Consider the following 25,163-nt stretch of genomic DNA (forward strand, 5'->3'; position numbering starts at 1 on the left):
AGCCCGGGCCCAAGATTGTATGGCTTTTACAACTGAAAATGACGCGTCGGCCGAGCCGGCTTCGACCAAGATCAGTATCAACAACGTCTTCAAGATTTTCGGTGAGCGCCCCGACAAGGCGCTGGACATGGTCCGCGCCGGTAAGACGAAATCCGAAATTCACGCCCAGACCGGCTGTTCGGTGGGCGTTAACAATGCCACATTCGACATCAAGGCCGGCGAGATCTTCGTCATCATGGGCCTGTCGGGATCCGGCAAATCCACCCTTCTGCGCCTCTTGAACCGTCTGATTGAACCGACCTCCGGCTCCATCGAGATTGACGGCAAGGACATCACCAAGATGTCGCGCAAGGAACTGATCGACGTGCGCCGTCGTGAGATCAGCATGGTGTTTCAGTCCTTTGCGCTTCTGCCCAACCGTACGGTTCTCAACAATGCCGCCTTTGGGCTTGAGGTCGCCGGAATGGGCGAAGCCGAGCGCAAGGAAAAGGCAATGGCAGCGCTGAAGGCTGTCGGCCTCGACGGCTATGCTGACAGCAAGCCGGACCAGCTTTCCGGCGGCATGAAGCAGCGCGTCGGCCTTGCCCGCGCATTGGCCAGCGAGCCGACCGTGCTTCTAATGGACGAGGCGTTTTCGGCGCTCGACCCGCTGATCCGCACGGAGATGCAGGACGAACTCGTGCGCCTGCAATCGGAACACAGCCGCACGATCGTCTTCGTCAGCCACGACCTCGACGAAGCCATGCGCATCGGCGACCGCATCTGCATCATGCAGAACGGCAATGTCGTGCAGGTGGGTACGCCGGACGAGATCGTCATGAGCCCGGCTAATGATTATGTGCGGTCGTTCTTCCGCAATGTCGACGTTTCCCAGGTGTTCAAGGCCGGCGACGTGGCCCGCAAGACGCAGATCACCATCATCGAGCGTCAGGGCACGACGGCTGCGGCAGCTCTTGAGCGGATGAAGAACTTTGACCGCGAATACGCGATCATTCTGGGCCGCGACAAGACCTATCACGGCGTCGTCAGCCAGACCTCGCTGGTGGAAAAGATGCGCGAAAAGGTGGCGGATCCCTATCGTGGCGCCTTCCTTTCCGAGATCGAGCCGATCGCGGCCGACGAGTCGCTGTCGAACGTGCTCGGCAAGGTGGCAGCCAGCCCCTGGCCTGTGCCGGTCATCGACGAGAACAAGCGTTATGTCGGCTCCATCAGCAAATCGATGCTGCTTGAGACGCTCGACCGCGCCTCCTGATCGCGCCGCCGCTTCCTTCAACCGGCCCATAACCGGAGACAGACATGAATTTCGATATTGGTGACGGCGTCGATACAGCCGTCAATTACGTCCTCGACAACTTTTCGCCCGCTCTGGATTTCATCGCAGCCATGATCGGCTTCGTGACGACAGGGATCCAGAACATCCTGCTTTCGATCCCGATGCCGGTCGGTATCGCCATCTTCGTTGCGCTGTCGCTCTGGCGCGTCAGTTTCGGCTTCGGCATTCTGACAGGTGTCGCCCTGTGGCTGGTCAGCCATATGGGTCTGTGGGCCCCGATGATGGAAACGCTGGCTCTGGTGATTGCCTCAACGCTTATGGCGATCATCATCGGCCTGCCGCTCGGCATCGCCATGGCCCGCCGAGATTCGGTTGCCGCAATCGTGCGGCCGATCCTTGACCTGATGCAGACCATGCCGGCTTTCGTCTATCTGATCCCGGCCGCCATGTTCTTCGGCCTTGGTGCCGTACCGGGCGCCATCGCCACCGTCATCTTCGCCATGCCACCTGTCGTGCGCCTCACCAATCTCGGCATCCGCCAGGTGCATGAGGAATTCATCGAGGCCGGCAACGCGTTTGGCTGCACCTCGACGCAGCTGTTGTTCAAGGTTCAGCTGCCGAACGCCATGCCGTCGATCATGGCTGGAATCAACCAGACGATCATGCTGTCGCTGTCGATGGTGGTGATTGCATCGATGATCGGCGCCGGCGGCATCGGCAACACGGTTCTCACCGGCATCCAGCGTCTCGACGTCGGTACCGGCTTCGAAGGCGGCCTCGCCGTCGTCATCCTGGCGGTCATCCTCGACCGTATCACCCAGAGCCTCGGAAAGCCGCGTGCCGCCTTCTGGTCCGTGCTTTTCAAAAGACAAGAGCGCGAGGAACTGGCGACGGCAAACGCCTAAACCAGTCCCCGTGCTTTCATGCGGGTGCTGAACCCGCGATCACTTAAACTCCCATCAAGGAGACCACATGCTGAAGAACCTTTTCACGACCGGCACCACTCGTCGCACCACACTTGGCGCAACGCTCGGCCTTGCGGCTGCACTCGTTGCCGGCTCCGCTTTCCCGACAATGGCGCAGGACGTCAAGCCGGTGAAGATCGGCTGGTCCGCATGGTCCGACGCCGAATTCGTCACCAAGCTGGCTGCCAAGCTGATCACCGATGAACTCGGCGGCAAGGTGGACCTGGTGCAGACGGATGTGGCACCGCTTTATCAGGGCGTCAGCCGCGGCGATGTCGACGTGATGATGATGAACTGGATGCCGGCAACCCATGCCGACTATTTTGCCAAGGTCGAGGACAAGGTCGAGACGCTTGGCACGGTTTACGATGGTGCCAAGCTCGGCTGGGTGGTTCCGACCTACATCCCGGAAAGCGAGATCGCTTCGATCGAAGACCTCAAGAAGCCCGAGGTTCAGGAAAAGCTTGCCAAGACCATTCAGGGCATCGATCCGGGTGCCGGCCTGACGCGTCTTTCGCAGCAGGCGGTGAAGGATTACGGGCTTGACGACTACAAGCTGCAGATTTCCAGTGAGGCCGGCATGCTGACCACGGTCGACCGGGCCTATCGTGGCGAAAAGTGGTTCGTCGCCACCTCGTGGAGCCCCCACTGGATGTTCGGCAAGCACAAGCTGCGTTACCTCGAAGACCCCAAGAAGTCTCTTGGTGAAGCCGAAGTGGTCAACATCATCGCCACCAAGGGCTTCAAGGACGAAAACCCGAAGGTTGCCGGCTTCCTGTCACGCATGAAGCTGCCGCTTGCCGATCTTGAAGCTGCGATGTTCAACGCACAGGAAACCTCCTACGACGAGGCCGTGACGAAATACATCACGGATCACCCGGACCAGGTTAAGACTTGGGTTGGTGACGAAGGCTGATTGATTGCGTCAGTGACGGCCACGCCTCTGCGGCGTGGTCGTCACTGACGCGCGATGATCCATCAGTCCTCACTCCGGTTTGGACGTGAGAAACTTAAAGTGGTTCGCTTTCTTCGCCGGCAATAATGCGTGGATGAGGGTTGGGGACCTCCGACAAGGAAAACACGTTGCTTAAGACTTTTTCGAAAAACGACATGACCCGCCGCACGACACTCGGTGCAACGCTGGGGTTCGCCGCTGCGCTTCTGGCGACATCTGCCCTGCCGACCATGGCGCAGGATGCCAAGACCGTGAAACTCGGATACGCACCATGGTCTGACGCCGAGTTCGTCACCAAACTCGCCGCCAAGGTGATGACCGACAAGCTCGGCCAGAAGGTCGAACTATTGCAGACCGATGTGGCACCGCTTTTCCAGGGCGTCAGCCGCGGTGATCTGGATGCGATCCTGATGACATGGCTGCCGGTGACGCATGCCGACTATTACGGCAAGGTGAAAGACCGTGTCGAGACGCTCGGGACAATCTACAGCGGCGCCCGACAGGGCTGGGTGGTGCCGGCCTATGTGCCGGAAAGCGAGATTGGCTCGTTCGAGGACTTGAAGAAGCCCGAGGTTCAGGAAAAGCTGTCCGGCACCATTCAGGGCACGGAACCGGGTGCCGGCCTGACACGCATGTCGCAGCAGGCGCTGAAAGATTATGCACTCGACGGTTACAAGCTGCAGATTTCGAGTGAAGCCGGCATGTTGTCGGCGGTCGACCGCGCCTATCGTAACGAAAAGTGGTTCGTCGCAACGGCTTGGAGTCCGCACTGGATGTTCGGCAAATACAAGATGCGTTACATCGACGACCCGAAAAAGGCGATCGGTGGCAGCGAACATGTCGACATCTTATCGCGCAAGGATTTCAAGACTGACAATCCCAAGGTCGCTGCCTTCCTGTCGCGTATGAAGCTGCCGATTGCGGATCTCGAGGCCGGCATGTCCGATGCGCAGGAAACCTCCTACGACGACGCGGTGGCCAAATATATCGAGAGTCACCCGGACCAGATCAAAAACTGGGTCGGTGAAGAAGGCTAAATTCGCATCCGATAATTTTATCAACAAGGGCTTTGCCGGATTTCCGGCAAGGCCTATCTGACAATCCTTGGCGGCGTTGGGCTGCCGACGGGAGTGCCTGATGCACCGAGACCAGATCGAACCGGATTTCTCCGCCGACGACACGATCGGCGGCCGTATTTCCCTTGCCCGAGATGCGATAGACCTCACCGTTGGCGAGGCTGCGGATTTCATCACCGTGTCATCAGACACATGGACCTCTTGGGAAAACGACCGCGCCGAACCAGTGGCCGACCGCTTGCCGCTGATCGCGCGACTTCTGGAAGTCAGCCTGTCATGGCTTTTGACAGGACGGGGCGACGGGCCGCGCTGGGCGTAACTCGTCACTTCGGGCGACGGCCACAGTCCGCTCATGGCAACTCCGAACGGCAATGTGCCAAAAGTCCGCAAAATCATTGCAACGATAAGCGCGCCATCCATCAGGCGGCTCATGCGCTGCGGCCTGAAGCTCAAACGTGGTTGTCCTCTGCAGTTGTTGGCCGCGTAATCTCTATCCAGCCTTCCCTAGATCGAGGTTTTGCTGTGTCAGTTTTCGCATTGAGGGAGTTCGCGCTCAACGAAACGGCTTGGGACGGCACGCAGAACGGACATAGAGATGCGCTAGGCGCCGGCAGGCCTACTCAGGCGTAAAGACCTGACTATCACACGCTCTCGGAAGAACCGGTCAGACTTACCTTGATCTTGAAGCGAGCTGACAGGCCACGGCAATATCGAGGCTACTCTTGTTGGTGGCATCGTTTCTCGATTGCCGACCAAGGCCTCCGATGACATAAGTGAGCGATGCCTCCTGTGACGACCGCCATCGACGACCAACCTGCAGATTTGCAGCCCTATGAGATCAGTTTGATCGAAAGGGTGAAGGAGCACGGATGGCAGACCACTTCGGTCGGCGCGGACACTGATGGCGACCCCGCGTTCAGCTACACAATCGGGTTTTGGCTGACAGTTCGCCAGCCCGAAGTCATCGTGTTCGATTTCCCGCCACAGTTAGCCCATGACGTGTTTGGAACCCTGATGAGGCGAGCACGCGAAGGCCATCGTTTCGTGACCGGGGAGCCGGTTGAAGGTATTCTATCTAACGAAATTGTCTATTTTCTTCCAGTCACTCGTGCCGCAAGCGTTGAGTATCTCCGGTCAAGCGATTGGTTCTATCGAAGGGCTGAGTTCCCTGTCGTCCAATTGGTTTGGGCCGATCGGGCTGGGCGGTTCCCGTGGGAAAATGATTTCGACAAATCCATGGCGAAGCTCCAGCCAGATCTCTCGGACGGTTACCTTCACACCCTCTAAACAAACATCACCGATCTGGAGGCGTGCGGGATCGTATTCCTGTCACCGAGCGAGCAGATGGATACCACCGCACGGCGTGGCGAGCTTCTGTTTTAGCCGTTCACGTGCTCGCACAACGTGAGCGCGCGCTAATTCGACAGCGGGCCTTGGCAGTGTTTGCTGCTGCCAAGCAGCGAGGACCCCAGGGCGGGCGTCCGCCCATGATCGATGCAGCCCCAAAAGACGGCCGTCGGATGAACAGGCAGCAGCCTGACAATCAAGCGCGCTCATCATCACCGGTGGCAGCCGCTTGACTCTCATCCCGTTGGTCTTTGAGGCCTTGTGCAATCTCGGCATCCAGCCTTCCCCAGATCGACGGATTTACTGAAACGGCTTTGGATTTTCGCGATGGTTTGCGCTCAATGATAAACGGCTTGCTCTGCTGACGCATCAATCCTCCAGATTACGATTCGCGAGTGCGACGATAGCGTAGAAGGTGCGGCGGGCAAGCAGGATGATGTGTGCGAACGGCTGTTTCCCCAATCGAAGCATGCAGCAACCACAGCGCAAGCCGACATGAGGCAGGCTGCCTCGTATCTGAAGCAAGTGCGGTTGAAAGCCATTGCCAGAGCCTTTCATGTCAGAGTTTCCGGCAACCCATCTGTAATCTCCATCGTCTGCGCCGATTGCAAGCTCCCGGCCGTCAAAAACCAAGCGCACGAAAAAAGCCGGGGCGCGAACCCCGGCTTCCATTTTTTCTGATGCCGACAAAGATCAGGGCTGCTTGCCGATATAGGCCAGGATGCCGCCATCGACGTAGAGAACGTGGCCGTTGACGAAATCCGAAGCCGGTGAGGCAAGGAAGACGGCGGGCCCCTTCAGGTCCTGCGTGGTGCCCCAACGATTGGCAGGAGTTTTTGCCAGGATGAAGGAGTTGAACGGATGGCCCGGTTCGCGCAGCGGTGCGGTCTGCGGGGTTTCGATATAACCCGGGCCCAAGCCGTTGCACTGGATGTTCAGCGAACCGTATTCGGAGGCGATGTTGCGGGTCAGCATCTTCAGGCCGCCCTTGGCAGCGGCATAGGCAGAAACCGTTTCGCGGCCAAGTTCGCTCATCATCGAGCAGATGTTGATGATCTTGCCGCCGCCCTTTTTGATCATGCCGGGAATGACAGCCTTGGCGACGATGAAGGGGGCGGTCAGGTCGATATCGATGACCTGGCGGAAATCCTTGACGTCCATTTCGTGCATGGGGGTGCGGCGGATGATGCCGGCATTGTTGACGAGGATATCGACCGGGCCGAGATCCTTTTCGATATCGGCGACCAGTTTCTGCACGCCCGGCTCATCGGTGACGTCGCAGATGTAACCTTTCGCGTCGATGCCGGCAGCCTTGTAGGCTTCGATACCCTTGGCGAGGAATTCCTCGTTGACGTCATTGAAGGCGATGGTGGCGCCGGCCTCGGCCAGTGCGCTGGCAAGCGCAAAACCGATACCGTAGGAAGCACCGGTGACGAGGGCGACCTTGCCCTTGAGCGAGAAAGCGTCGGGATAGCTCATAATCAAAAAATCCTTGAATACGGAGGGAGAATAAAGCGGCAGCGCAAACCTGTTGCCGCTTTGCCTGCAGGAGACGACACCTTCACGGGCGTCGGTTCGGCAGGCTGTTCGAGATCATGGAAGGGCGCAAAAACCTTGCACGCTTTGGCGCCCTCATCCGACGATCAACGCAGTTCATTGATCGGGATGTGGTCCATGTCGTCGAAGGTGAGGTTTTCGCCGCACATCGCCCAGATGAACGTGTAGTTGGCAGTGCCGCAACCGGCATGGATCGACCACGATGGCGAGATGACGGCCTGTTCATTGCCGACCAGGATATGGCGGGTCTGCTGGCCTTCGCCCATCATGTGGAAGACAGCCTGATCTTCGGCGATGTTGAAGTAGTAGTAGATTTCCGAACGGCGCTCATGGGTGTGGGCCGGCATGGTGTTCCAGACATTGCCCGAATCGAGTTCGGTCAGGCCCATCGACAGCTGGCAGGTTTCCAGAACGTCCGGGTGGATGAACTGGTTGATGACGCGCTTGTTGGCGGTAGCGTTATCACCGACCGGCTTTTTCTTCGCATCCGACATCGACAGGAAGGTGGTCTTGCAGACTTTGTGGGCCGGCGCCGAGATCATGTAGAATTTTGCCGGCTTGGTTGCGTCCTTGCTGCGGAAGGTGACCTGCTTGGTGCCCTTGGTAACGTAGAGGCAATCCTTGAAGCCGGTTTCGAACACTTCGCCGTCGACGTCGATCGAGCCTTCGCCACCGAGGTTGAAGATGCCGAGTTCGCGGCGCTCCAGCACGTAGTTGGTGCCGAAGTTCTTCATGCAGTCGATGCCCTTGTCGAGCGGCACGGCTTCACTGACCGGCATGCAGCCGAACACGACCATACGGTCGACATGGCTGTAGGTAGCCAAAATCTCGTCGGCGACGAAGAGCTTTTCGATGAGGAATTCGGCGCGCGTTTCTTCGGTCGTGTAACGCTTGAAATCTCTCTGGCTGGCCGAATAACGGATGTCCATGATGTAACTCCTGTAGAAATTTGTATCGTGATGAAAGAGGCCGGTCTGGCGCTCAGAGAAGGACCTTGACGACAACCTTGCGGACCTTGCCCGCGGTTTCGGCAGCGCACCCCGGACGGTGGATGTCGGTCGGGTAAAACAGCGCGTAGGCGCCCGGGCCCATCAGGAGATCGGTTTCGTCAGTCACGTTCGAATAGAAACGGACGTCGCGGCCTTCGAACAGGTCTTCCTCGACCGTGTGCTCAGTGGCAAGAGGCGCGTAACCGATGACTTCGCGGCCGGCAAAGACATACTGGATGTCCATGTAGCGGGCATGCGATTCCGGGCGCTTTTCGGCCTTCGGCGCGGTGTCGTAATCCTGGATCAGTGCGAAAATGCTATCGCCCTCGATATCGACACGGCCTGCCGGCAAAGATGCGATATCGGTCCTGGCAAGAAAGTCGAGACCTTTGCGGACGTTCTCAGGCAGGATTGCGGCGTCGCGGTCGAGCGTGGCGAGATGGCTAAGATACATGACATTATTCCTTGATTTTCATGGGCCTTTTTGAGGCATCGGGGCCGGCGGCCTAGCGCCGGCCCCGGCGAACCTTACTCGGCAGGCCGCAAAGCGTCACTTGCCTGCGGGACTTCAGCCGGAGCGGCTTCGGTCACGCCTGCCCGCTTTTTCATGTACTTGGCGTACATGCCGGTCAGGATCGGAACCAGGATGGCCGTTGTCAGGCACGCAGCGGCGACCAGCGAGGTTGCGGCGGCAGCGGCGGGTTTGAACTGCGGTGCCATTTCGGCGATGATCATCGGGTTGGCGACGGCCGCACCGGCAGCCGACGAGGCGGCCAGACCGGCAGTACCATTGCCGCCACCGATGATCTTGTCGGCCAGCATCAGCGGAATACCGGTGACGAAGATGACGATGACGCCGAGCAGGATGCCGCCCAGACCGGTGGTCAGGATGACGTTAAGGTCGATGCCGTTACCGAGCGCGAAACCGAAGAACGGGATGAGCGTGGTAACGCCGCCCTTGAAGAAGGCGCGCAGGTCCTTGTCGAGATTGCCGAGGATGAAGCCGATCAGGAACGGCAGGACGGCGCCGACGAACAGGTGCGGTTCGAACGTGGCGACGCCGGCAGCGCCGAGGATCAGCATCGAGACCAGCGGGCCCGATTCGATCGACATCAGCACGAAGGCACCCGATTCTTCCTTGGTGCCATATTGCTGCATGATCGCGGCGTAGAGACCGCCATTGGTCATATCCATTGCGGCGCAGATGGCGAGTGCCGAAAAGCCCATGAACAGGCCCGACTGGACGCCTTCAAGCGGCAGGAACTGGGCGGCGATATAGGTCGCGCCCCAGGCAACCAGCGTCTTGACGACGACGAGGTTCCCCGACTTGCGCAGCACCGTGCCGGTTGCGCGCAGGTCGATCGACGTGCCCATGCAGAAGAACCAGACGGCGAGGATCGGCACCGTGCCGGCGATCAGGCCGTTGGTGAACGAGCCAAAGTAGCTGCCGGCCCAGGGGAAAAACGTCTTGCACAGTGCGCCGAGAATGAGCGGCACCAGCATCAGGCCACCGGGGACCTTGTCGATTGCTTTCTTGATATTCATTTTTGCATTCCTCCTAAAATATTTTCTTCGCTACTCGGTGGCACTCTGTTGGCCGCGCTGAGCGATCTCGTTGGAAAAAACGTCTGGCGTTGCTCCTTCCGGGATGATGGCGCCGTGGTGCTGGACGACAGCACCTGCGACGACGTGGGCTCGGACAGCGGCTTCGACGGGTTGAAGGCCGAGAAGGCGTCCGAGCACGTAGGTGGCGGAAAAACTGTCGCCGGCCGCGGTGGTATCGACGACTTTTGCGACCTTGGTGGCGGGCACGATCTCGACCTTGCCGCCATGGATGAGCGTGGCATCGCCCGGCCCGTCCTTGATCACCACTTCGAGCTGCGGCTTTTTGGCAAAATAATCGATGCCGGCCGCAACAGTCTGGGCAAGACCCAGCACTTCAAGCTCTTCGATGGTGACGAGAACGCGAGTGGAAAAACCGATGACGCGTTCATAAACGGCCCGCGCATTTTCGATGCCGCCCCAGAGAAGCGGGCGGTAGTTTCCGTCGAAATCGACGGCAACGCCGGCGTGGGCCAGTTCCTCCAGCCGTTCGAGCAGGCGCTCGCGGCTTTCGCGCTTCAGGACTGCCAGGCTGATGCCCGACAGGTAGATGCTGGTATAGGTACCGAGGGCTTCCAGCAGGTCCTTCGAACCTTCCGATTCAAAGGTTTCCCGGGCGGCCGCCTCGCCGCGCCAGTAGAAGAAGCGACGTTCGCCATTGGCATCCGTGCGGATGAAATAAAGGCCCGCACGACGTCCTTTCAGACGTAGGGCAAGATGGTCATCGACCCCCTGCTCTTTCCAGAAGGCGGCCATCTGATCACTGAAAGGATCGTCGCCGATGGCGGTGACGTAAGAAACAAAGGTACCCAGTCCGGCGCCGAGTCGCGCCATGTAGGCTGCCGTATTAAAGGTGTCGCCGCCGAAAGCCTGGGTGATCGACCCGTCAGGCTTGCATTGCATCTCGATCATGCATTCGCCGATCGATGCGACGCGAATTTGTTGTTGTGACATTGTGCATCCCTTCCCGGCCGCGTTTGCGGCTTGAAGCACAAGGCGTCTCTGACCCCCGTCTTGCGCTTTCGAGATGAACTTATCGGGATGTCGCACCCTCGGCGTTGATCGGGATCAATGGTTTCTCGCCGCTTGTTGATAGCTTGCAGGTGGAAGTCAGGACGCCTGCCATTCGATGAGCATGTGTCGTGATTTGGGAGGATCCTAAATCAAATGCCGAAAGGCAAAGCAGAAGGAAGACATTCAATGGGCATCCTTTCCGAAAAGATCACTCCGGCCGATGCGTGGTCGGGTTTCAAAGGCGAGGCCTGGCGCGAAAGCGTCGATGTTCGCGATTTCATTCAGGCGAACTACACCCCCTATACTGCCGACAGCACATTTCTGGCCGGTGCGACAAAACGCACGCTGAAACTCTGGGAAGACCTCAGCGTCCTCCTCAAGGCCGAACGGGAAAAGGGCGTTCTCGACGTGTCCGCCGACCGCGCCTCGACCATCACCGCCCATGACGCCGGCTACATCGACCAGAGCGCCGAGCTGATCGTCGGCCTGCAGACCGACGCGCCGCTGAAGCGCGCCATCATGCCGAATGGTGGGTTGCGCATGGTCGAAAACGGGCTGGAAGCTTTTGGTTTCGAGCTTGATCCTTCGGTCAAGGAAGTCTGGACCAAATATCGCAAGAGCCATAACCAGGGCATCTTTGACGTCTACAGCCCGGAAATCCTCGCCGCCCGCAAGTCCGGCGTCATCACCGGCCTGCCGGATGCCTATGGTCGCGGCCGTATCATCGGCGATTATCGCCGTGTTGCGCTTTACGGCACGGATGCCCTGCGCGCCTTCCGCCAGAAGGATTTTCGCGCCATCGAGAACGAGGTCTTCACCGAAAGCGTGATGCGCCTGCGTGAAGAACTGTCGGAACAGTTCCGCGCGCTCGATGAACTGCGCGAAATGGCCGCGAAATACGGCTATGACATTTCCAGGCCTGCGACCAATGCGCGCGAAGCCATCCAGTGGACCTATTTCGCCTATCTGGCAGCGGTGAAGGAACAGAACGGTGCGGCCATGTCGCTCGGCCGTGTCTCGACCTTCCTCGACATCTATATCCAGCGCGATATCGATGCCGGTCTTCTCAACGAAGAGCAGGCCCAGGAACTGATTGATGACATGATCATCAAGCTGCGTATCGTTCGCTTCCTGCGCACCCCAGAGTATGACCAGCTGTTTTCCGGCGATCCGACCTGGGTCACGGAATCGATCGGTGGCCTTGGCGAAGATGGTCGTCCGCTGGTCACCAAGTCGAGCTTCCGCTTCCTGCACACACTCTACAATCTCGGCCCGGCTCCGGAACCGAACCTGACCGTGCTGTGGAGCACCAAGCTGCCTACCGGCTTCAAGAACTTCTGCGCAAAGGTCTCTGCCGATACCAGCGCCATCCAGTATGAAAACGATGACCTGATGCGGCCCAAATGGGGCGACGACTACGGCATTGCATGCTGCGTCTCGGCCATGCGCATCGGCAAGCAGATGCAGTTTTTTGGCGCACGCTCGAACCTCGCAAAGGCTCTGCTTTATGCGATCAACGGCGGCGTCGATGAAAAGAGCGGTGTCGCGGTTGCCAAGGGCTTTGAGCCGATCACGGGCGACGTGCTGGTCTATGACGAAGTCATGGCCAAGTTCGACAAGATGATGGACTGGCTGGCCGCGACCTATGTCAAGGCGCTCAACACCGTCCATTACATGCACGACAAATACGCTTACGAGCGTATCGAAATGGCGCTGCATGACCGCGACATTCTGCGCACCATGGCTTGCGGCATTGCCGGCCTGTCTGTGGCAGCAGACTCGCTCTCGGCCATCAAACACGCCAAGGTGCACGTGATCCGCAACGAGGCAGGCCTTGCCGTCGATTACAAGATCGAGGGCGAATACCCGGCTTACGGCAATAACGACAACCGCGCCGACGACATCGCGGTCTGGCTGACCGAGACCTTCATGAAGAAGATCGCCGCCCAGCCCTACTTCTACCGCGACTCGATGCCGACGCAGTCGGTTCTGACGATCACCTCCAACGTGGTCTACGGCAAGAAGACCGGCAATACGCCGGACGGACGCCGCGCCGGCGAGCCCTTTGCGCCGGGTGCAAACCCGATGAACGGCCGCGACACCAAGGGTTTTGTCGCAGCCGGTGCATCGGTTGCAAAAATCCCCTACGACTCGGCTCTCGACGGCATTTCCTGGACGGCCTCGGCCACCCCGGATTCGCTCGGCAAGACCGATGAGGAACGCGCCCAGAACCTCGCCAATTGCCTGGACGGTTATGCGGCGGCCGGTGGTTTCCATGTCAACGTCAACGTGTTCAATCGCGACACGCTGGTTGACGCCATGGATCATCCGGAACTCTACTCGCAGCTGACGGTCCGCGTATCGGGCTATGCCGTCAACTTCGTCAAGCTGACCCGCGAACAGCAGCTCGACGTCATCTCGCGTACGTTCCACGCCAGAATGTAAGCCGGAACTGGAAATCCCGGGCGCCGACTTTCAGGTGCCCGGGACCTCTAGCCAAATTATTCGCCATAAAACCATGAGCCTCACCATGGACATCCATCCTATTTCAAACGGTTCGCCCAAGGCTGCCGCCAGCCACCACACGCCACTCGACCACGGCTTCCTGCACTCCGTCGAAAGCGGCGCTGCCGTCGATGGACCGGGCATGCGCTTCGTTTTCTTCATGGCGGGCTGCCAGTTCCGCTGTCTTTATTGCCACAACCCCGACACCTGGAAACTGCACAATGGTCGCCGCATCACGCTCGATGACGTGATCGCCGAGATCAAACCCTATTCCGGCTTTCTGAAATTTGCTGGCGGCGTGACCATTTCCGGCGGCGAGCCGCTGATGCAGGCCGGTTTCGTCGGCGAGATGTTTCGCCGCATCAAGCAGGAATTCGGCCTGCATACCGCACTGGACACGCAGGGGTTTCTGCACGGCAATGTCGAGGATACGTTTTTCGACAATGTCGATCTGGTGATGCTCGACATCAAGCATTCCGACCCCGACACCTACAAGCGCCTGACGGCGCAGCCACTGCAGCCGACGCTGGATTTTGCCCACCGCCTGAAACGCCTCAACAAGCCGATGTGGTTACGTTACGTGCTGGTGCCCGGCTGGACGGATGGCGCGGAAGACATTGCCCGTCTTGCCAATTTCGTCGCCGATCTGGGCGATATCGTCAAACGCGTGGAAGTGTTGCCGTTCCACCAGATGGGCACCCAGAAATGGGAGCAACTGGGCATCGAATATACGCTGAAGGATTGCCCGACACCGACGCCGGAATCCGTCGCACAGGCCCGCGCGATTTTTGCGACCAAAGGTCTGACGGTCGTGTGAGGAAAATGGAAGACGGATCGCCGGCCCGTTACCACTGACCGCGTTCATCACCGGCCGGGGCGCCATTTTGCCATTGGTCATAATAGCCGATGGCGGTGTCCTGCGCCGTGCGCAGCAGGGTCGGATCCTGCCAGATCATGAAGCCGCCGATCACCAGCGCCGCCACGATGGCGATGCCGATCAGCTTTCGGACCACGAACATCACCAGCCAGATCGCAACAAGTGCAACCACCACCATGACCAGCAGGGAATAGATATCTTCAGGGATATAAGCGTCGAATGATTCCATGCCTCGCTTATAGGTGGAACGTTTTGGCCGAAAGAAGGCGGCGGACGACGTGACTGTGGATCCGTTCCATGCTGCCATCATTGGCGCGAAACGGCCACGGATCGAGGGGCATCATGGCAAAGGATGCCGTTATGGGACCTGGTCCTATTTCCCATCCATCGAAGCGAAAGAGAGGCGCCTGATCACGGAGCGGGAATGTCTCCTATGCGGCCAAAGCAGGAAATAGCACATAGAGCTTGTGACCAGGCCCAAGCAGGTGCGGTCATGGGACATGGCGGTCATGGGACATGGCTGTCAATGCCGTGGTTGCCGATAGGCTGCAAGCGCAACGGCACTCGGGCAAATTCGAACGCCCGGCGCTGCCTGTACCATTCACGAGCTTTATCGTATCGACCCAGCCCCGGTGCGCCGCGCCGACATCGGGCAGCCCTTGCACGTTCTGGCACATGTCCGCGGCACATAGGCTGTCGCTCCCGGTACGCGCTGCAACCCGTCGCGCGGCTGGGTGTTTTCTGGAAGCTTTACCGCGTCGGCGAGACCTAAGGCCATGAGAGCCTGGATGAAGGTCCAGCCAAGATCGATCTGTCCACGCTCCAGACCAAGGCGTGCTGATTGCGGAAACGCATGGTGATTGCTGTGAAATGCCTCACCGAAAGTGACCAGTCCGAAGGCAGGAAGATTGTATCCCTGCACTGCAACGCCATTGACGCTCCAGCCCTGATGACCGCGGCGATGGGCGAAATGACCGATCAGCCAATGGCCTGTCAGCGAAACAGACACGCGCACAGCGATGCCCCAGACCAGCCAGCTCCAGCCACCGATCGCGAAGAAAAGAACGGCCCATGGCAATTGCTGTGCCATCCATGTGCGCTCGAGAAACTGATAGAAGCGATCATCGCGGACGGTCTTCTCGATAACGAAGGCAGGCGGATGACGCAGTTTTACCGCGCAATGCATCTGCCACCAGGCATCGACGAAGAACGAGCGGCGATGCGCATGCAGCGGATGACAATCGCTCTGTCGCTGTGCCCAGTCACGGATGTCGTGAGCGTGGATCATGCCGAACGGGCCCGCCATGCCGACCAGCGTGCCGAGATAGACGAGAATATATTCGACCGTCCGGCCGGTTTGGAACGAGCGATGAATAAGCAGGCGATGCATACCGACGGAATGACCCGCACAGATGGTGATCGCCGTGGTGACCACAAACAGCGCGAAGGCATCCCAGCTGAAGGTCAAAGGGCCAAGAACCATTGCGGCCAGCGTCATCATGCCGGTCCAGATCGATTTCGAAGGCACCCAGATCACCTCGCCGTCGACCGCGCTGCTTGCCGGGTCGGAGATCATGCGCTCGGTGGACAGGGTCTGGTTCGTCGCGCTTGCCATTGTCGCCTCCAGGTTTTTGTGCCGCCCCAGCATCCAAAAAAGCGAGCGACAAACATTTAATCAATAAGCTAAATGTTTATTGCACTGATTTAGATATTTAGGCAATGGACTAATTGAATGTTTTAAAAAAGAGGAGAACGGCTGTTACAGCGACTACTGGGGCAATGGCCTCAGGTCCGTGCCGCGTATCCCAGTTGTCCGGCGCTACAATCAGAGAACTCCGCCCCATCAGCCCTGCCCGTTTTGCATGGCAGGCAAACTACAATGACGCCCATCAATTCATTGCAATGCAATAGTTGGCGTGCTAACTAATATTCCCATATCATTAGTACGCTAATTATAAGCCTGTGAGATGAAACGTTCCGAACTGCAATCTGAATTCCTTGAAGCGTTGACCAAGGCCAGCCGCAAGATCCGCACCGCCTTCAACCAGCGCGTGACGGCGCATGGGCTGACCTATCCGCGTGCCCGCGCGCTCTGGCGGCTGGCAGAAAAGCCGGACATGGCCCAGGCGGAACTGGCCTTTGAACTTGAGCTTGAACAGGCGACGATGGTGCGCCTGCTGGACAGGATGGAAGAGAACGGGCTGATTGAACGTCGCCCCTCCCTCAACGACCGGCGCGTAAAGCTGATTGCGCTGACGCCGCATGGCGAGGAACAGGCAACGCTGGTGCGTTGCGTTGCCGACCAGATGCGACAGGAAGTGTTCGCCGATATCGACAAGGATGATCTGCGCGGCCTGACGCTGCTTTTGCAGACCATTACCGGGCGCGTTGCCGATCTGGAGGACCACCATGTCGACGCGTGAAACGGCTGCCCGCATGATGGATGGCGCCGACGATATGTCTAGATCCCGGTCAGGTGCCGACGAGCTCGGCTCTGCGGCTGCAAGTGATGGCGCCGTGCAGACAAAAAAGGACAACGCGGACGAAACCGATCGCGCCGGCCCGACACCGGCGCCCACGCCGGCCCCTGCAGCACCGGCTGCCTTCATCCGGAAACCGCCGCTGATCGCGCTTGGCTACATGCTGGCCTCAACCATCGTGGCGCTGACACAGGGGCTTGGCCTTTCCTTCCTGACCGTGAACCTCCAGCAGGTAGCGGGGCCCCTCGGCGTCACCACCAACGAGGCCGCATGGCTGATGGCTGCCTATGTGTTTCCCAATGCCAGCCTTGGCCTGTTCCTGTTCAAGATCCGTATGCAATACGGCATCCGCAACTTCGCCGAGATCGCCATTCTGATCTATGTGCTGGTGTCGATCGCGCATCTGTGGGCGAACGATTTCACCTCGGCGATGATCCTGCGCTTTTTTGCGGGGGCTGCCGCTGCACCGCTGTCGTCGCTCGCTTTTCTCTACATGATCGAGGTGTTTCCGCCGCAGCAGAAGCTCAGCATCGGCCAGGCCCTGGCACTGACGGCAATCGCGTTGCCGACGCCGGTGGCGGGCCTGCTCTCGCCCGGCCTGTTCGACCTTGGCGACTGGGCAACGCTCAACATGCTGGAACTCGGCCTGTCGCTCGTCTCGCTCGCCTTCATTTATCTCCTGCCGCTGACGTCTCCACCGCGCATGAAAGTGATGCAGTGGATGGATTATGTCAGCTTCACCTTCCTTGCCGTGTGCATGGGCTGTTTTGCGGCCGCCCTGACGCTTGGTCGGCTTTACTGGTGGACGGAAGCACCGTGGTTGGGCTGGATGATGGCCGTGGGCGTTGCCTCCGGCATGATCTGTGCCATCATTGAACTTAACCGTCGCAACCATCTGATCGATATCCGCTGGATCACCTCGCGCGAAATCATCCATTTTGCCGGCATTCTGCTTCTCTTCCGCATTCTACTTTCGGAACAGTCGAGCGGCGCCATCAACATGTTCCGCCAGCTTGGCCTTCTGAACGACCAGTTGCAGGGGCTTTATTGGGTAATCCTGGTCGGCTCGCTGGGCGCTGGCGCCTTCTGCGCGTGGCTGTCGCGGCCGGGGCGGGCGGAGATCATCCACGCCGTTTCGCTGCTGCTTTTGGCGATCGGTAGCTACATGGACAGCCAGTCTACTGTATTGACCCGGCCGGAACAGATGTATTTCAGCCAGTTTCTGGTGAGTTTTGCCATGGGCATGTTCCTGCCGCCGGCCATGGCGGTCGGTTTTGCAGCGGCGCTTCAGCGCGGCCTCGTTTATATCCTCAGCTTTCTGGCGGTGTTTCTCGCAACCCAGAAGGTGGGCGGTTATCTCGGCAGCGCCCTCTTCGGCTCCTTCGTGACCTGGCGCGAACAGTTTCACTCGTTCCGCATTATCTCGCGGCTGAACCCGACCGACCCGATGCTGACGGCGCGATTGCAGCAATATGGAGCCGCCTTCGCCAAGGTGACGCAGGACGGCAATCTGCGCAGCATACAGGGCGCCAATCAGCTCTCGAAGCTGATCCAGCAACAGGCTTATGTGCTGGCTTATAACGACGCCTTCCTGCTGACCTCGCTGATGTCGCTCGCCGCACTCGGTTGCCTGTGTCTGCACATGGCGTGGCGACACCGGCATGCGCTGTTCAAGCCACGCGATGGGGAAACGCCCGTGGCCGTGAACAACTGATTTTCAAAGACAACACACCCAAGAAGAACAAGACAATGAACGCCTTCCGCTCGCTTGCCACCTATGTGGCCCTTCTCATCGGCGCCGCCGGTATTCTGGTGATCCTCTATACCTGGCAGCTGCCGCCCTTCCACAATTCGGTGGAAACCACCAACGACGCCTATGTGCGCGGTCAGGTGACGCTGCTCAGCCCGCAGCTGGCCGGCTATCTCGTCGAAGTACCGGTGCAGGATTACCAGAAGGTCAAGGCCGGTGATCTGATCGCCCGCATCGACGACCGTATTTTCAAGCAAAAGCTGGAACAGGCGAAGGCAACCGAAGCGCAGGCGGAAGCAGCGCTGGACAATTCGCAGCAGAGCCAGAAGACGGCCGAGGCAAAGATCGTGTCCGCCAAGGCAGCCGTCGAAAGCGCGCAGGCAGCCCTTGACGCTGCCCGCCTTGCCAACGACCGCACCACCGCCCTTCTGGAAAAGAACATCGCCACCCAGAGCGAAGCGGAAAAGAACCGCGCCACCTATAATCAGGCCGTCGCCTCTGTTCATCAGGCGCAGGCGGCCGAACAGGTGGCCGAACAGGACCTCAACACCGTCATCGTCAGCCGCCGTTCGCTGGAAGCCACCGTCGAAGGCGCCAAGGCCGCCGTGGAACTGGCCGATATCGACCTGCAGAACACCCGCATCACGGCGCCGCAGGATGGTACATTGGGAGAGGTTTCCGGGCGGCTCGGCCAGTATGTGTCCGCCGGCACGCAGCTGACCTCCGTTGTGCCCGACCACACCTGGGTTGTCGCCAATTTCAAGGAAACCCAGCTTGCCGGCATGGTTGTCGGCCAGAAGGTGACGTTTACCGTCGATGCCCTGGGACACAAGACGTTTACCGGTCGCATCGAGCGTTTTGCGCCGGCCACCGGCTCGGAATTCACCATCATCAAGGCCGACAATGCCACCGGCAACTTCACCAAGGTGGCGCAACGCGTGCCGGTGCGGGTGGCAATCGATGCCAACCAGTCGCTGCACGAAAAGCTCGTTCCCGGCATGTCGGTCGTTGCCAGCATCGATGTCGCGCAGGCCGAGACCGATGTGGCGAGCGCCGCACACTGATCCACCGCAGCGCATGAAGAAGCCCCGCACCAGTTTTCTTTTGGTGCGGGGCTTTTTTTATAGGTCAGCCATCAATGTGAGGCGTGAGCAGAGCCACCCTTGCGGGCCGGATCACGGGTATGGTGGCTGTCGCGTTCGCCACCACCGCCGGAAACCTTGCTCTTTGTGCGAACCTCGCCATCGGCCGGCGGTTTGTTGATCTCCAGCGGCGCCTTGGCGTTCTGTTTGGAAGAACCCGGGCCGCCCTGTCGGATACTGGCGGGAGTTTTGGTCGATGTACTCATCGTGACCTCCTCTCTGATTGTGCTTATCGGTCCTGCTGGTAACCCTGGTGAGTGGTGTTCACCTTGGTATTGCCCTGCTGACCCTGTTTTGCCGGATCACCCACGGACTTGGCCTCGACATGCCGCAGATCGGAATGGGTCTGTTCGCCCGCTCCCTTGTGGCTGAGGTTTTCGTCGGGTGTTGGTGGAAGTCTGCTACCCATGAGGGGCCTCCTTCTTCTTGGGCGTTACGAGGGTCTAATCGGCGAGGCCGGCCGATGTTCCGAATTTTCTCAACCAAAAACGAAAGGGCCGGACATTGCTGCCCGGCCCCTCCCAAGTTTCACGGTACCATTTGGCCGATCAGGCCGCGCGCCTTCCATATTGCCCGGCAGGTGCTGCATGCTGCATTTCGAAACGTGACAGCAACGACGACAGGCGCGCACTTTCATCCGCCAGACCGGCACCGGCGGCGTTCATTTCCTCGACCATCGCAGCGTTCTGCTGGGTCACCTGATCCATGTGGTTGACGGAGGTGTTGATCTCGGTGAGCCCAGAGGCCTGCTCCTTGGCGCCGACGGCGATCGCATCCATATGCTGGTTGATCGAGGCCACGAGATCGGCGATCTCCTTCAGGCCGTTGCCTGTGTCGTTGACCAAAGTGACGCCCTGCGTCACCGCGGCTTCCGAATTGCCGACCAGCGTCTTGATTTCCTTCGCTGCGTTTGCGGAGCGCTGCGCCAGTTCACGCACTTCCTGCGCGACCACGGCAAACCCCTTGCCGGCCTCGCCGGCGCGGGCGGCTTCAACACCGGCATTGAGCGCAAGCAGGTTGGTCTGGAAGGCGATATCGTTGATGACGCCGATGATCTGACCGATCTGGGCGGACGCCGCCTCAATCTTGCCCATGGCATCGATGGCGTTGGCGACGACCGAGCTGGACGTGCCGGCACGGGTGCTGGCATGGCGAACCATTTCGCGGGCTTCGGCGGCACGCTCAGACGTCTGCTTGACGTTGGTGGTGACCTCTTCCAGAGCCGCTGCCGTCTCCTCCAGCGAAGCGGCCTGCTGTTCGGTGCGCTTGGCCAACTGGTCGGATGCAGACGAAATTTCGCCGCTGCCGCTGCGGACCGTCAGCGCAGATTTCGCGACACCTTCCAGCGCTTCGCGCAGATGGCGGACGGAACTGTTGAAATCGTGGCGCAGGGCCTCGAACTGCTCTGAGAACACCTCATCGATTTCGCAGAGAAGATCACCGGCGGCGAGACGACGAAGACCCGTGGCAAGACCGGAAGTTGCCTGCGTGAGACGGGTTTCGGCTTCGCTTTCGGCGCGTTTCTGGAAGGCGATGCGTTCGGCTTCGGCCAGTTCGCGCGAGCGGATGGCTTCGGCCTCCAGTTCGCGGTTATGCACGGATGCCTCGCGGAAAATCTCGACGGCACGCGCCATGTCGCCGATCTCGTCCTTGCGAGCGGCACCGGTTATGGCAACCGAGAGATCGCCCGCCGCCAGCTTTCGCATGGCGCCTGTCAGCGCCGTGATCGGGTTGGCAATGCGGAAGATGATGGTGGAGAAACCGACGATCGACAAAGCCAGCGCCAAAAGCGTGGCAATACCGTAAACGATGATCGACTGCAGCGAGGCGGCATTGTTGGCGGCGGTGATCGCCGTCATTTCCTTCAGCGATGCCGAGGCGATATCGGCAAGCGAGGCCTGTGCAGGGCCGGCGGGCTTGCGCCAGTCATCGACATTCATGGCAAAGGGCTGACCGGCCTGGAACTGCTTGAGGGCAGCGGCCTTCTGTTCGGCGTAAGCGCCTGAGAAATACGTGTTCTGGGCGACCTTGTGGAGCTCACGGATGGCAACTGGCGTGGTGTCGCTGGCAACGATCTGCGAGATGACGTCCCAGGCGAGAAACACGCGCGCATCCTGCACGGCGACTTCGGCAAGCTTTTCGGCCGACAGCGGCTGCTTGGAAATGATGGCGCCGACGATGGAGGAATTGGCGGTGCCGAGCTGCGTGCGCGAGGTCCATGCCAGCGAGCGCAGCTGGGTGAACATGATCATGGCCGGGCCGCGGGCATTGATGACCGCTTCGACCTGATAGGAGGCCTTTTCGAGATCGACCAGCATCTGATCGGCAAGTGTCAGGGCGCTCTTGCCAACGCCAGCGTCGCGGTCCTTGACCGGCTGGGCCAGTGCGGCATCCATTTTCGGGCGCAGATCCAGCCATTTGGCATAATTGTCGAGAACCGGGCCGAGGCTGGTCTTCAGGCTTGCCGGTTCGACCGTATCGATGACCGATTTGGCATCCTTGAAGGCGGCATCGAGATCGCGACGGCCATCGTCGATATTCTTTCGGGTGGAGGCCATGTCGGCCGGTTCGAGCTTGACGGCGGAGTTGATGGCGCCGCGCTCGCCGCGCATGCCGAGCAGCGCATCGAACAGCGCCTTGTCCAGCGAGGCGAGGCCCGCCAGCTGGCTGGACGTGCGCTGGGCATCGATCTGGCGCAGCAATTGCTGCCCCATCAGGCCCATGACCGTGAGACTGAGAACCGCGAAAACGGTCACCAGGATGTTGCGAACCGAAAGTTTCATTGCAATGCCCCCAAAGGGATCGATGCGACGCAATCCCCGTTGCGCAAGCCGATCCAAAATCCTCTGCGCGACCGTGACGATCTCGCATTGCAAAATGAATGTTCAATATTGACTAAATTTCCCCTAATGATTTCGGGGGAGGAATGACGATTTTCGCCAATTTATATTGTGCGTCGCAGCATTTTTACTTGCGGCGCAAGAATAACCGAGCAAAAGCATCGCCCCTGAGCGAAAGATCGATAGTTGCGACGCTGACGATCGGTCAGATCACTCTCAACCGAACCGACGAAGCGCCTCGGAAAACAGATCGGCATCGACATTGCCACCGGAGGTGACCGCGATCACCGTGTCGCCTTTCACCTCGTCCTTGCGGAACAGCGCGGCGGCCAGCGCCACGGCAGCGCCCGGCTCGACAACGATCTTGAGCCGCGTGAACGCAAGCACCATGGCCTTCAGCGCTTCATCATCGCTGACCACAAGGCCGGAGCCGCACAGGCGCGACGTGATGGGGAAGGTGATATTGCCGGGGGCCGGGGTAAGGATGGCGTCGCAGATCGAGCCGCCCATGGCGGGGTTGCGCTCGATCTGGCCGGACACTAGCGAGCGGGCGGTATCATCGAACCCTTGCGGCTCGCAGGGGCGCACCAGGAAACCAGGGGCATCTGCCTCCAGCGCCAGCGCGATACCGGAGGTGAGACCGCCGCCGCCGCAGGGCACCAGAATCTCGGCGCGGGCGATACCCGCTTCCTTCGCCTGTTCGGCGATTTCCAGCCCCACCGTGCCCTGACCGGCAACGACATAGGGCTCATCGAAAGGGCGGATGAGGGTAAGATTGCGCTCGGCGGAAAGACGCTCGCCGATGGCGTCGCGGTCCTCCTTCTGGCGATCGTAGAGCACGACCTCGGCGCCATAGGCGCGGGTGTTTTCGATCTTCATCCGCGGCGCATCCGCCGGCATGATGATGACGGCCGGGACACCATGCATGCGGGCGGCCAGCGCCACCCCTTGCGCGTGATTGCCGGAGGAAAAGGCGATGACACCCCTCGTCCGCGTCTCCTCATCCAGAGCGGAGATGGCCGACCATGCGCCACGAAATTTGAACGATCCGGTGAGCTGCAGGCATTCCGGCTTCACGAACAGGCGACGACCGGCGATCTCGTCGAGAAACGGAGAGGACAGGAGCGGTGTGCGACGGGCATGGTTGCCGATCCGGTCACGGGCGGCTCTGATCATTGCGATATCGGTCATGGAATTCCCCGGCGCGTATTTCGTGGGCAAGATACGGTGCGGACGCAGCGTTCATGCAATCTTGCGGCTTGCGCCACCGCTGGCAAGCCCGCGTGCCGGGAAAAAATCAGCCGAGGCTGTGGTAACGGCGGCGGAAATAGACGAGCGCGTCCTCGTCATCCGAACCCGTATGCATGCCCAGCACCTGGCAGAAAAGAACATGATGTGTGCCGCTGGCGACGGCGCTTTCGATACGGCAATCGAAGGAGACGAGCGCATTTTTGAGAACCGGCGCGCCGGTATCTCCCACCATCCATTCGCCAGTGGCAAAACGCTCTTCTTGCGGCGTCGAACCGCCAAACGCGCGAGAAATGTTTTCCTGCGATGCCGTCAGGGTGCTGACGCAGAGCACATTGTTTTTCTCGAACAGGCCGGCAACCGAACTTGCCCGGTTGAGACAGACAAGAAGCGTCGGCGGCGTGTCGGTGACGCTGGTAACCGCAGAGGCGGTGAACCCGGCGCGACCGGCGGGACCATCGGTGGTGACCACATGTACGGCGGCCGCCAGACGCGACATGGCATCGCGAAAGGCCAGTCTTGCGGTTTCGGCATCCTCTTGCGGTGTCATTACCACTCCAAATCCCATTCCAATGCCCGCGTTCGGCCAGCCATTCGGCACCTTGCGCGATGCTCATACCTACCGTCCGTGACGGAAAGCGCAATAGCAGTCCGGACAGTCTCGACAGACGACTTGTCGTGCGTGCGGTTCTGCGCATACTCGACCTTCACGGACTTGCTTCGGCACGGCGGACGCAGCTGATGCCGATGTCACATGAGGGATAACATGACTGATTTTCGTAAGCGTTGCGTTGCACATGATCGCCTGGTCGGCATTTTTTGCGCCATCCCGCATCCCGTCGCCATCGAGGTTTCGGCGGCGGCCGGGCCCGACTTCCTCTGCATCGACTGGGAACATGCACAGATCAGCCGCGAGCGCATCGAGGATCTTGTCCGCGCCGCTGACGTGCGGCAGGTGCCGGCCATGGTGCGTGTGCCAGGCCATGCCTCGGAATGGACGGCGGCCGTGCTGGATGCGGGTGCTGCCGGCGTTCTGGTGCCGCGCATTTCCAATGCCGATCAGGCGCGTGCGGCGGTGAAGGCGACGCGGTTTCCGCCGATCGGCGAACGAGGTCTGGGGCCGGGGCGCGCGACATCCTACGGTTATCACATTCCCGATTATCTGGCCGCCGCCAATGAGCGGCTGGTGCTGGCCATTCAGGTGGAAACGGCGGAAGGGCTGGAAAACATCGACGAGATCGTCGCCGTCGATGGCATCGACGTGATCTTTGTCGGCCCGTCGGATCTCGCCGCATCGCTGGGTGCAACCACGCCGGCAGACGCCGAGCGGCTGGATGCGGCAATCGTCACCATTGCCAAGGCGACCCGCAAGGCCGGCAAGGTCGCCGGCATTTTTCGCCCGAACACGGTGGATGTCGGCAAATGGGCGGATGCCGGCATGACCTTTTTCATTCTGGGCAGCGATACGCGTTATCTCGGCGCCGGTATTGCCGCGGGCATGGAGACGGGCAGGAAGGCTTGAGCTCGAATTGAGACCGCCATG

26 protein-coding genes are annotated in these 25,163 nt (G+C 59.9%); 12 read left to right on the forward strand and 14 right to left on the reverse strand.

What is annotated here, in order from left to right:
- Window positions 1-19: 19 nt before the first annotated feature.
- The 6 genes from proV (at window position 20) to GAO09_RS03290 (ending at window position 5,556) form a co-directional block, all read left to right on the forward strand.
- On the forward strand, window positions 20-1,252 hold the full coding sequence (gene proV, locus GAO09_RS03265) for a glycine betaine/L-proline ABC transporter ATP-binding protein ProV (RefSeq protein WP_153352589.1): 1,233 nt from the start codon (window positions 20-22) through the stop codon (window positions 1,250-1,252).
- A gap of 44 nt (window positions 1,253-1,296) precedes the next feature.
- On the forward strand, window positions 1,297-2,178 hold the full coding sequence (locus GAO09_RS03270; protein ID WP_153352590.1) for an ABC transporter permease: 882 nt from the start codon (window positions 1,297-1,299) through the stop codon (window positions 2,176-2,178).
- 67 nt (window positions 2,179-2,245) lie between these two features.
- On the forward strand, window positions 2,246-3,154 hold the full coding sequence (locus GAO09_RS03275; protein WP_153352591.1) for a glycine betaine ABC transporter substrate-binding protein: 909 nt from the start codon (window positions 2,246-2,248) through the stop codon (window positions 3,152-3,154).
- 194 nt (window positions 3,155-3,348) lie between these two features.
- On the forward strand, window positions 3,349-4,230 hold the full coding sequence (locus tag GAO09_RS03280; RefSeq protein ID WP_153352718.1) for a glycine betaine ABC transporter substrate-binding protein: 882 nt from the start codon (window positions 3,349-3,351) through the stop codon (window positions 4,228-4,230).
- Window positions 4,231-4,330: 100 nt separating this feature from the next.
- A complete protein-coding gene (locus GAO09_RS03285) occupies window positions 4,331-4,588 on the forward strand; it encodes a helix-turn-helix domain-containing protein (RefSeq protein WP_153352592.1) in 258 nt (85 codons plus the stop codon).
- Window positions 4,589-5,058: 470 nt separating this feature from the next.
- The gene (locus GAO09_RS03290; protein ID WP_209018585.1) at window positions 5,059-5,556 is read left to right on the forward strand and encodes a DUF4262 domain-containing protein; all 498 of its coding nucleotides are present in this window, start codon (window positions 5,059-5,061) and stop codon (window positions 5,554-5,556) included.
- Between the two features lie 256 nt (window positions 5,557-5,812).
- Here the strand turns inward: GAO09_RS03290 and GAO09_RS29520 are convergent, their stop codons facing one another.
- The 7 genes from GAO09_RS29520 to GAO09_RS03320 all read right to left on the reverse strand — a co-directional run bounded on the left by GAO09_RS29520 (window position 5,813) and on the right by GAO09_RS03320 (window position 10,718).
- Window positions 5,813-5,986: a hypothetical protein gene (locus GAO09_RS29520; RefSeq protein ID WP_209018586.1), complete on the reverse strand. Its 174-nt coding sequence runs from the start codon at window positions 5,984-5,986 to the stop codon at window positions 5,813-5,815.
- The gene (locus tag GAO09_RS03295; protein ID WP_153352594.1) at window positions 5,986-6,306 is read right to left on the reverse strand and encodes a hypothetical protein; all 321 of its coding nucleotides are present in this window, start codon (window positions 6,304-6,306) and stop codon (window positions 5,986-5,988) included. The genes GAO09_RS29520 and GAO09_RS03295 overlap by 1 nt, the downstream gene beginning before the upstream one ends.
- A gap of 3 nt (window positions 6,307-6,309) precedes the next feature.
- A complete protein-coding gene (locus tag GAO09_RS03300) occupies window positions 6,310-7,095 on the reverse strand; it encodes a gluconate 5-dehydrogenase (protein ID WP_132275489.1) in 786 nt (261 codons plus the stop codon).
- A 164-nt stretch (window positions 7,096-7,259) separates the two neighbouring features.
- Complete coding sequence (gene kduI / locus GAO09_RS03305; protein WP_153352595.1) at window positions 7,260-8,102, reverse strand: 5-dehydro-4-deoxy-D-glucuronate isomerase; 843 nt, start codon at window positions 8,100-8,102, stop codon at window positions 7,260-7,262.
- A 52-nt stretch (window positions 8,103-8,154) separates the two neighbouring features.
- Window positions 8,155-8,616, reverse strand: coding sequence for a NanQ anomerase/TabA/YiaL family protein (locus tag GAO09_RS03310; protein ID WP_153352596.1), 462 nt, complete (start codon window positions 8,614-8,616; stop codon window positions 8,155-8,157).
- Between the two features lie 74 nt (window positions 8,617-8,690).
- Entirely contained in the window at window positions 8,691-9,707 is a 1,017-nt protein-coding gene (gene kdgT, locus GAO09_RS03315) for a 2-keto-3-deoxygluconate transporter (protein ID WP_153352597.1), read from the reverse strand.
- 30 nt (window positions 9,708-9,737) lie between these two features.
- Complete coding sequence (locus tag GAO09_RS03320; protein WP_153352598.1) at window positions 9,738-10,718, reverse strand: sugar kinase; 981 nt, start codon at window positions 10,716-10,718, stop codon at window positions 9,738-9,740.
- A 246-nt stretch (window positions 10,719-10,964) separates the two neighbouring features.
- Between GAO09_RS03320 and pflB the strand changes: the two genes are divergently transcribed.
- Both pflB and pflA read left to right on the forward strand, forming a co-directional pair.
- On the forward strand, window positions 10,965-13,223 hold the full coding sequence (pflB, locus tag GAO09_RS03325) for a formate C-acetyltransferase (RefSeq protein WP_153352599.1): 2,259 nt from the start codon (window positions 10,965-10,967) through the stop codon (window positions 13,221-13,223).
- An 85-nt stretch (window positions 13,224-13,308) separates the two neighbouring features.
- On the forward strand, window positions 13,309-14,100 hold the full coding sequence (pflA, locus tag GAO09_RS03330) for a pyruvate formate-lyase-activating protein (RefSeq protein WP_153352600.1): 792 nt from the start codon (window positions 13,309-13,311) through the stop codon (window positions 14,098-14,100).
- A 28-nt stretch (window positions 14,101-14,128) separates the two neighbouring features.
- On the opposite strand, the gene GAO09_RS03335 is transcribed toward pflA, so the two are convergent.
- Both GAO09_RS03335 and GAO09_RS03340 read right to left on the reverse strand, forming a co-directional pair.
- The gene (locus GAO09_RS03335) at window positions 14,129-14,389 is read right to left on the reverse strand and encodes a hypothetical protein (RefSeq protein WP_153352601.1); all 261 of its coding nucleotides are present in this window, start codon (window positions 14,387-14,389) and stop codon (window positions 14,129-14,131) included.
- Between the two features lie 381 nt (window positions 14,390-14,770).
- Complete coding sequence (locus GAO09_RS03340; RefSeq protein WP_235937889.1) at window positions 14,771-15,775, reverse strand: acyl-CoA desaturase; 1,005 nt, start codon at window positions 15,773-15,775, stop codon at window positions 14,771-14,773.
- 352 nt (window positions 15,776-16,127) lie between these two features.
- On the opposite strand from GAO09_RS03340, the gene GAO09_RS03345 reads away from it, so the two are divergent.
- From GAO09_RS03345 to GAO09_RS03355, 3 genes are read left to right on the forward strand one after another with little or no spacing between them, the layout of a single operon-like run.
- On the forward strand, window positions 16,128-16,583 hold the full coding sequence (locus tag GAO09_RS03345; RefSeq protein ID WP_153352602.1) for a MarR family winged helix-turn-helix transcriptional regulator: 456 nt from the start codon (window positions 16,128-16,130) through the stop codon (window positions 16,581-16,583).
- Window positions 16,570-18,354: an efflux MFS transporter permease gene (locus tag GAO09_RS03350; RefSeq protein WP_235937890.1), complete on the forward strand. Its 1,785-nt coding sequence runs from the start codon at window positions 16,570-16,572 to the stop codon at window positions 18,352-18,354. The genes GAO09_RS03345 and GAO09_RS03350 overlap by 14 nt, the downstream gene beginning before the upstream one ends.
- A gap of 35 nt (window positions 18,355-18,389) precedes the next feature.
- Entirely contained in the window at window positions 18,390-19,454 is a 1,065-nt protein-coding gene (locus GAO09_RS03355; RefSeq protein ID WP_153352603.1) for an HlyD family secretion protein, read from the forward strand.
- 71 nt (window positions 19,455-19,525) lie between these two features.
- Here the strand turns inward: GAO09_RS03355 and GAO09_RS03360 are convergent, their stop codons facing one another.
- The 5 genes from GAO09_RS03360 to GAO09_RS03380 form a co-directional block, all read right to left on the reverse strand.
- Window positions 19,526-19,738 carry a hypothetical protein gene (locus GAO09_RS03360; RefSeq protein ID WP_153352604.1) on the reverse strand — a complete coding sequence of 71 codons (213 nt, stop codon included), beginning with the start codon at window positions 19,736-19,738 and terminating at the stop codon, window positions 19,526-19,528.
- A 23-nt stretch (window positions 19,739-19,761) separates the two neighbouring features.
- Complete coding sequence (locus GAO09_RS03365) at window positions 19,762-19,941, reverse strand: hypothetical protein (protein WP_153352605.1); 180 nt, start codon at window positions 19,939-19,941, stop codon at window positions 19,762-19,764.
- 139 nt (window positions 19,942-20,080) lie between these two features.
- Window positions 20,081-22,315, reverse strand: a complete 2,235-nt coding sequence (locus GAO09_RS03370; protein WP_153352606.1) for a methyl-accepting chemotaxis protein — start codon at window positions 22,313-22,315, stop codon at window positions 20,081-20,083.
- A 273-nt stretch (window positions 22,316-22,588) separates the two neighbouring features.
- Window positions 22,589-23,563, reverse strand: a complete 975-nt coding sequence (locus tag GAO09_RS03375; protein WP_153352607.1) for a threonine ammonia-lyase — start codon at window positions 23,561-23,563, stop codon at window positions 22,589-22,591.
- A 106-nt stretch (window positions 23,564-23,669) separates the two neighbouring features.
- The gene (locus tag GAO09_RS03380; protein ID WP_235937891.1) at window positions 23,670-24,170 is read right to left on the reverse strand and encodes a flavin reductase; all 501 of its coding nucleotides are present in this window, start codon (window positions 24,168-24,170) and stop codon (window positions 23,670-23,672) included.
- Window positions 24,171-24,386: 216 nt separating this feature from the next.
- On the opposite strand from GAO09_RS03380, the gene GAO09_RS03385 reads away from it, so the two are divergent.
- Window positions 24,387-25,142 (forward strand): HpcH/HpaI aldolase family protein, encoded by a 756-nt coding sequence (locus GAO09_RS03385; RefSeq protein ID WP_153352609.1) that lies wholly within the window; start codon window positions 24,387-24,389, stop codon window positions 25,140-25,142.
- The last annotated feature ends 21 nt before the right edge of the window (window positions 25,143-25,163 follow it).

Source organism: Endobacterium cereale, from assembly GCF_009617585.1.
Lineage (GTDB): Bacteria > Pseudomonadota > Alphaproteobacteria > Rhizobiales > Rhizobiaceae > Neorhizobium > Neorhizobium cereale.

Coding starts and splice junctions, on each gene's coding strand:
- GAO09_RS03385 (WP_153352609.1), top strand. CDS start 24,387: ATGACTGATTTTCGTAAGCGTTGCGTTGCACATGATCGCCTGGTCGGC.
- GAO09_RS03285 (WP_153352592.1), top strand. CDS start 4,331: ATGCACCGAGACCAGATCGAACCGGATTTCTCCGCCGACGACACGATC.
- GAO09_RS03345 (WP_153352602.1), top strand. CDS start 16,128: ATGAAACGTTCCGAACTGCAATCTGAATTCCTTGAAGCGTTGACCAAG.
- GAO09_RS03270 (WP_153352590.1), top strand. CDS start 1,297: ATGAATTTCGATATTGGTGACGGCGTCGATACAGCCGTCAATTACGTC.
- GAO09_RS03360 (WP_153352604.1), bottom strand. CDS start 19,738: ATGAGTACATCGACCAAAACTCCCGCCAGTATCCGACAGGGCGGCCCG.
- GAO09_RS03300 (WP_132275489.1), bottom strand. CDS start 7,095: ATGAGCTATCCCGACGCTTTCTCGCTCAAGGGCAAGGTCGCCCTCGTC.
- kduI (WP_153352595.1), bottom strand. CDS start 8,102: ATGGACATCCGTTATTCGGCCAGCCAGAGAGATTTCAAGCGTTACACG.
- pflB (WP_153352599.1), top strand. CDS start 10,965: ATGGGCATCCTTTCCGAAAAGATCACTCCGGCCGATGCGTGGTCGGGT.
- GAO09_RS29520 (WP_209018586.1), bottom strand. CDS start 5,986: ATGCGTCAGCAGAGCAAGCCGTTTATCATTGAGCGCAAACCATCGCGA.
- GAO09_RS03340 (WP_235937889.1), bottom strand. CDS start 15,775: ATGGCAAGCGCGACGAACCAGACCCTGTCCACCGAGCGCATGATCTCC.
- GAO09_RS03380 (WP_235937891.1), bottom strand. CDS start 24,170: ATGACACCGCAAGAGGATGCCGAAACCGCAAGACTGGCCTTTCGCGAT.
- GAO09_RS03355 (WP_153352603.1), top strand. CDS start 18,390: ATGAACGCCTTCCGCTCGCTTGCCACCTATGTGGCCCTTCTCATCGGC.
- GAO09_RS03320 (WP_153352598.1), bottom strand. CDS start 10,718: ATGTCACAACAACAAATTCGCGTCGCATCGATCGGCGAATGCATGATC.
- GAO09_RS03375 (WP_153352607.1), bottom strand. CDS start 23,563: ATGACCGATATCGCAATGATCAGAGCCGCCCGTGACCGGATCGGCAAC.
- pflA (WP_153352600.1), top strand. CDS start 13,309: ATGGACATCCATCCTATTTCAAACGGTTCGCCCAAGGCTGCCGCCAGC.
- GAO09_RS03350 (WP_235937890.1), top strand. CDS start 16,570: ATGTCGACGCGTGAAACGGCTGCCCGCATGATGGATGGCGCCGACGAT.
- GAO09_RS03370 (WP_153352606.1), bottom strand. CDS start 22,315: ATGAAACTTTCGGTTCGCAACATCCTGGTGACCGTTTTCGCGGTTCTC.
- GAO09_RS03365 (WP_153352605.1), bottom strand. CDS start 19,941: ATGGGTAGCAGACTTCCACCAACACCCGACGAAAACCTCAGCCACAAG.
- GAO09_RS03280 (WP_153352718.1), top strand. CDS start 3,349: ATGACCCGCCGCACGACACTCGGTGCAACGCTGGGGTTCGCCGCTGCG.
- proV (WP_153352589.1), top strand. CDS start 20: ATGGCTTTTACAACTGAAAATGACGCGTCGGCCGAGCCGGCTTCGACC.
- GAO09_RS03275 (WP_153352591.1), top strand. CDS start 2,246: ATGCTGAAGAACCTTTTCACGACCGGCACCACTCGTCGCACCACACTT.
- GAO09_RS03310 (WP_153352596.1), bottom strand. CDS start 8,616: ATGTATCTTAGCCATCTCGCCACGCTCGACCGCGACGCCGCAATCCTG.
- kdgT (WP_153352597.1), bottom strand. CDS start 9,707: ATGAATATCAAGAAAGCAATCGACAAGGTCCCCGGTGGCCTGATGCTG.
- GAO09_RS03335 (WP_153352601.1), bottom strand. CDS start 14,389: ATGGAATCATTCGACGCTTATATCCCTGAAGATATCTATTCCCTGCTG.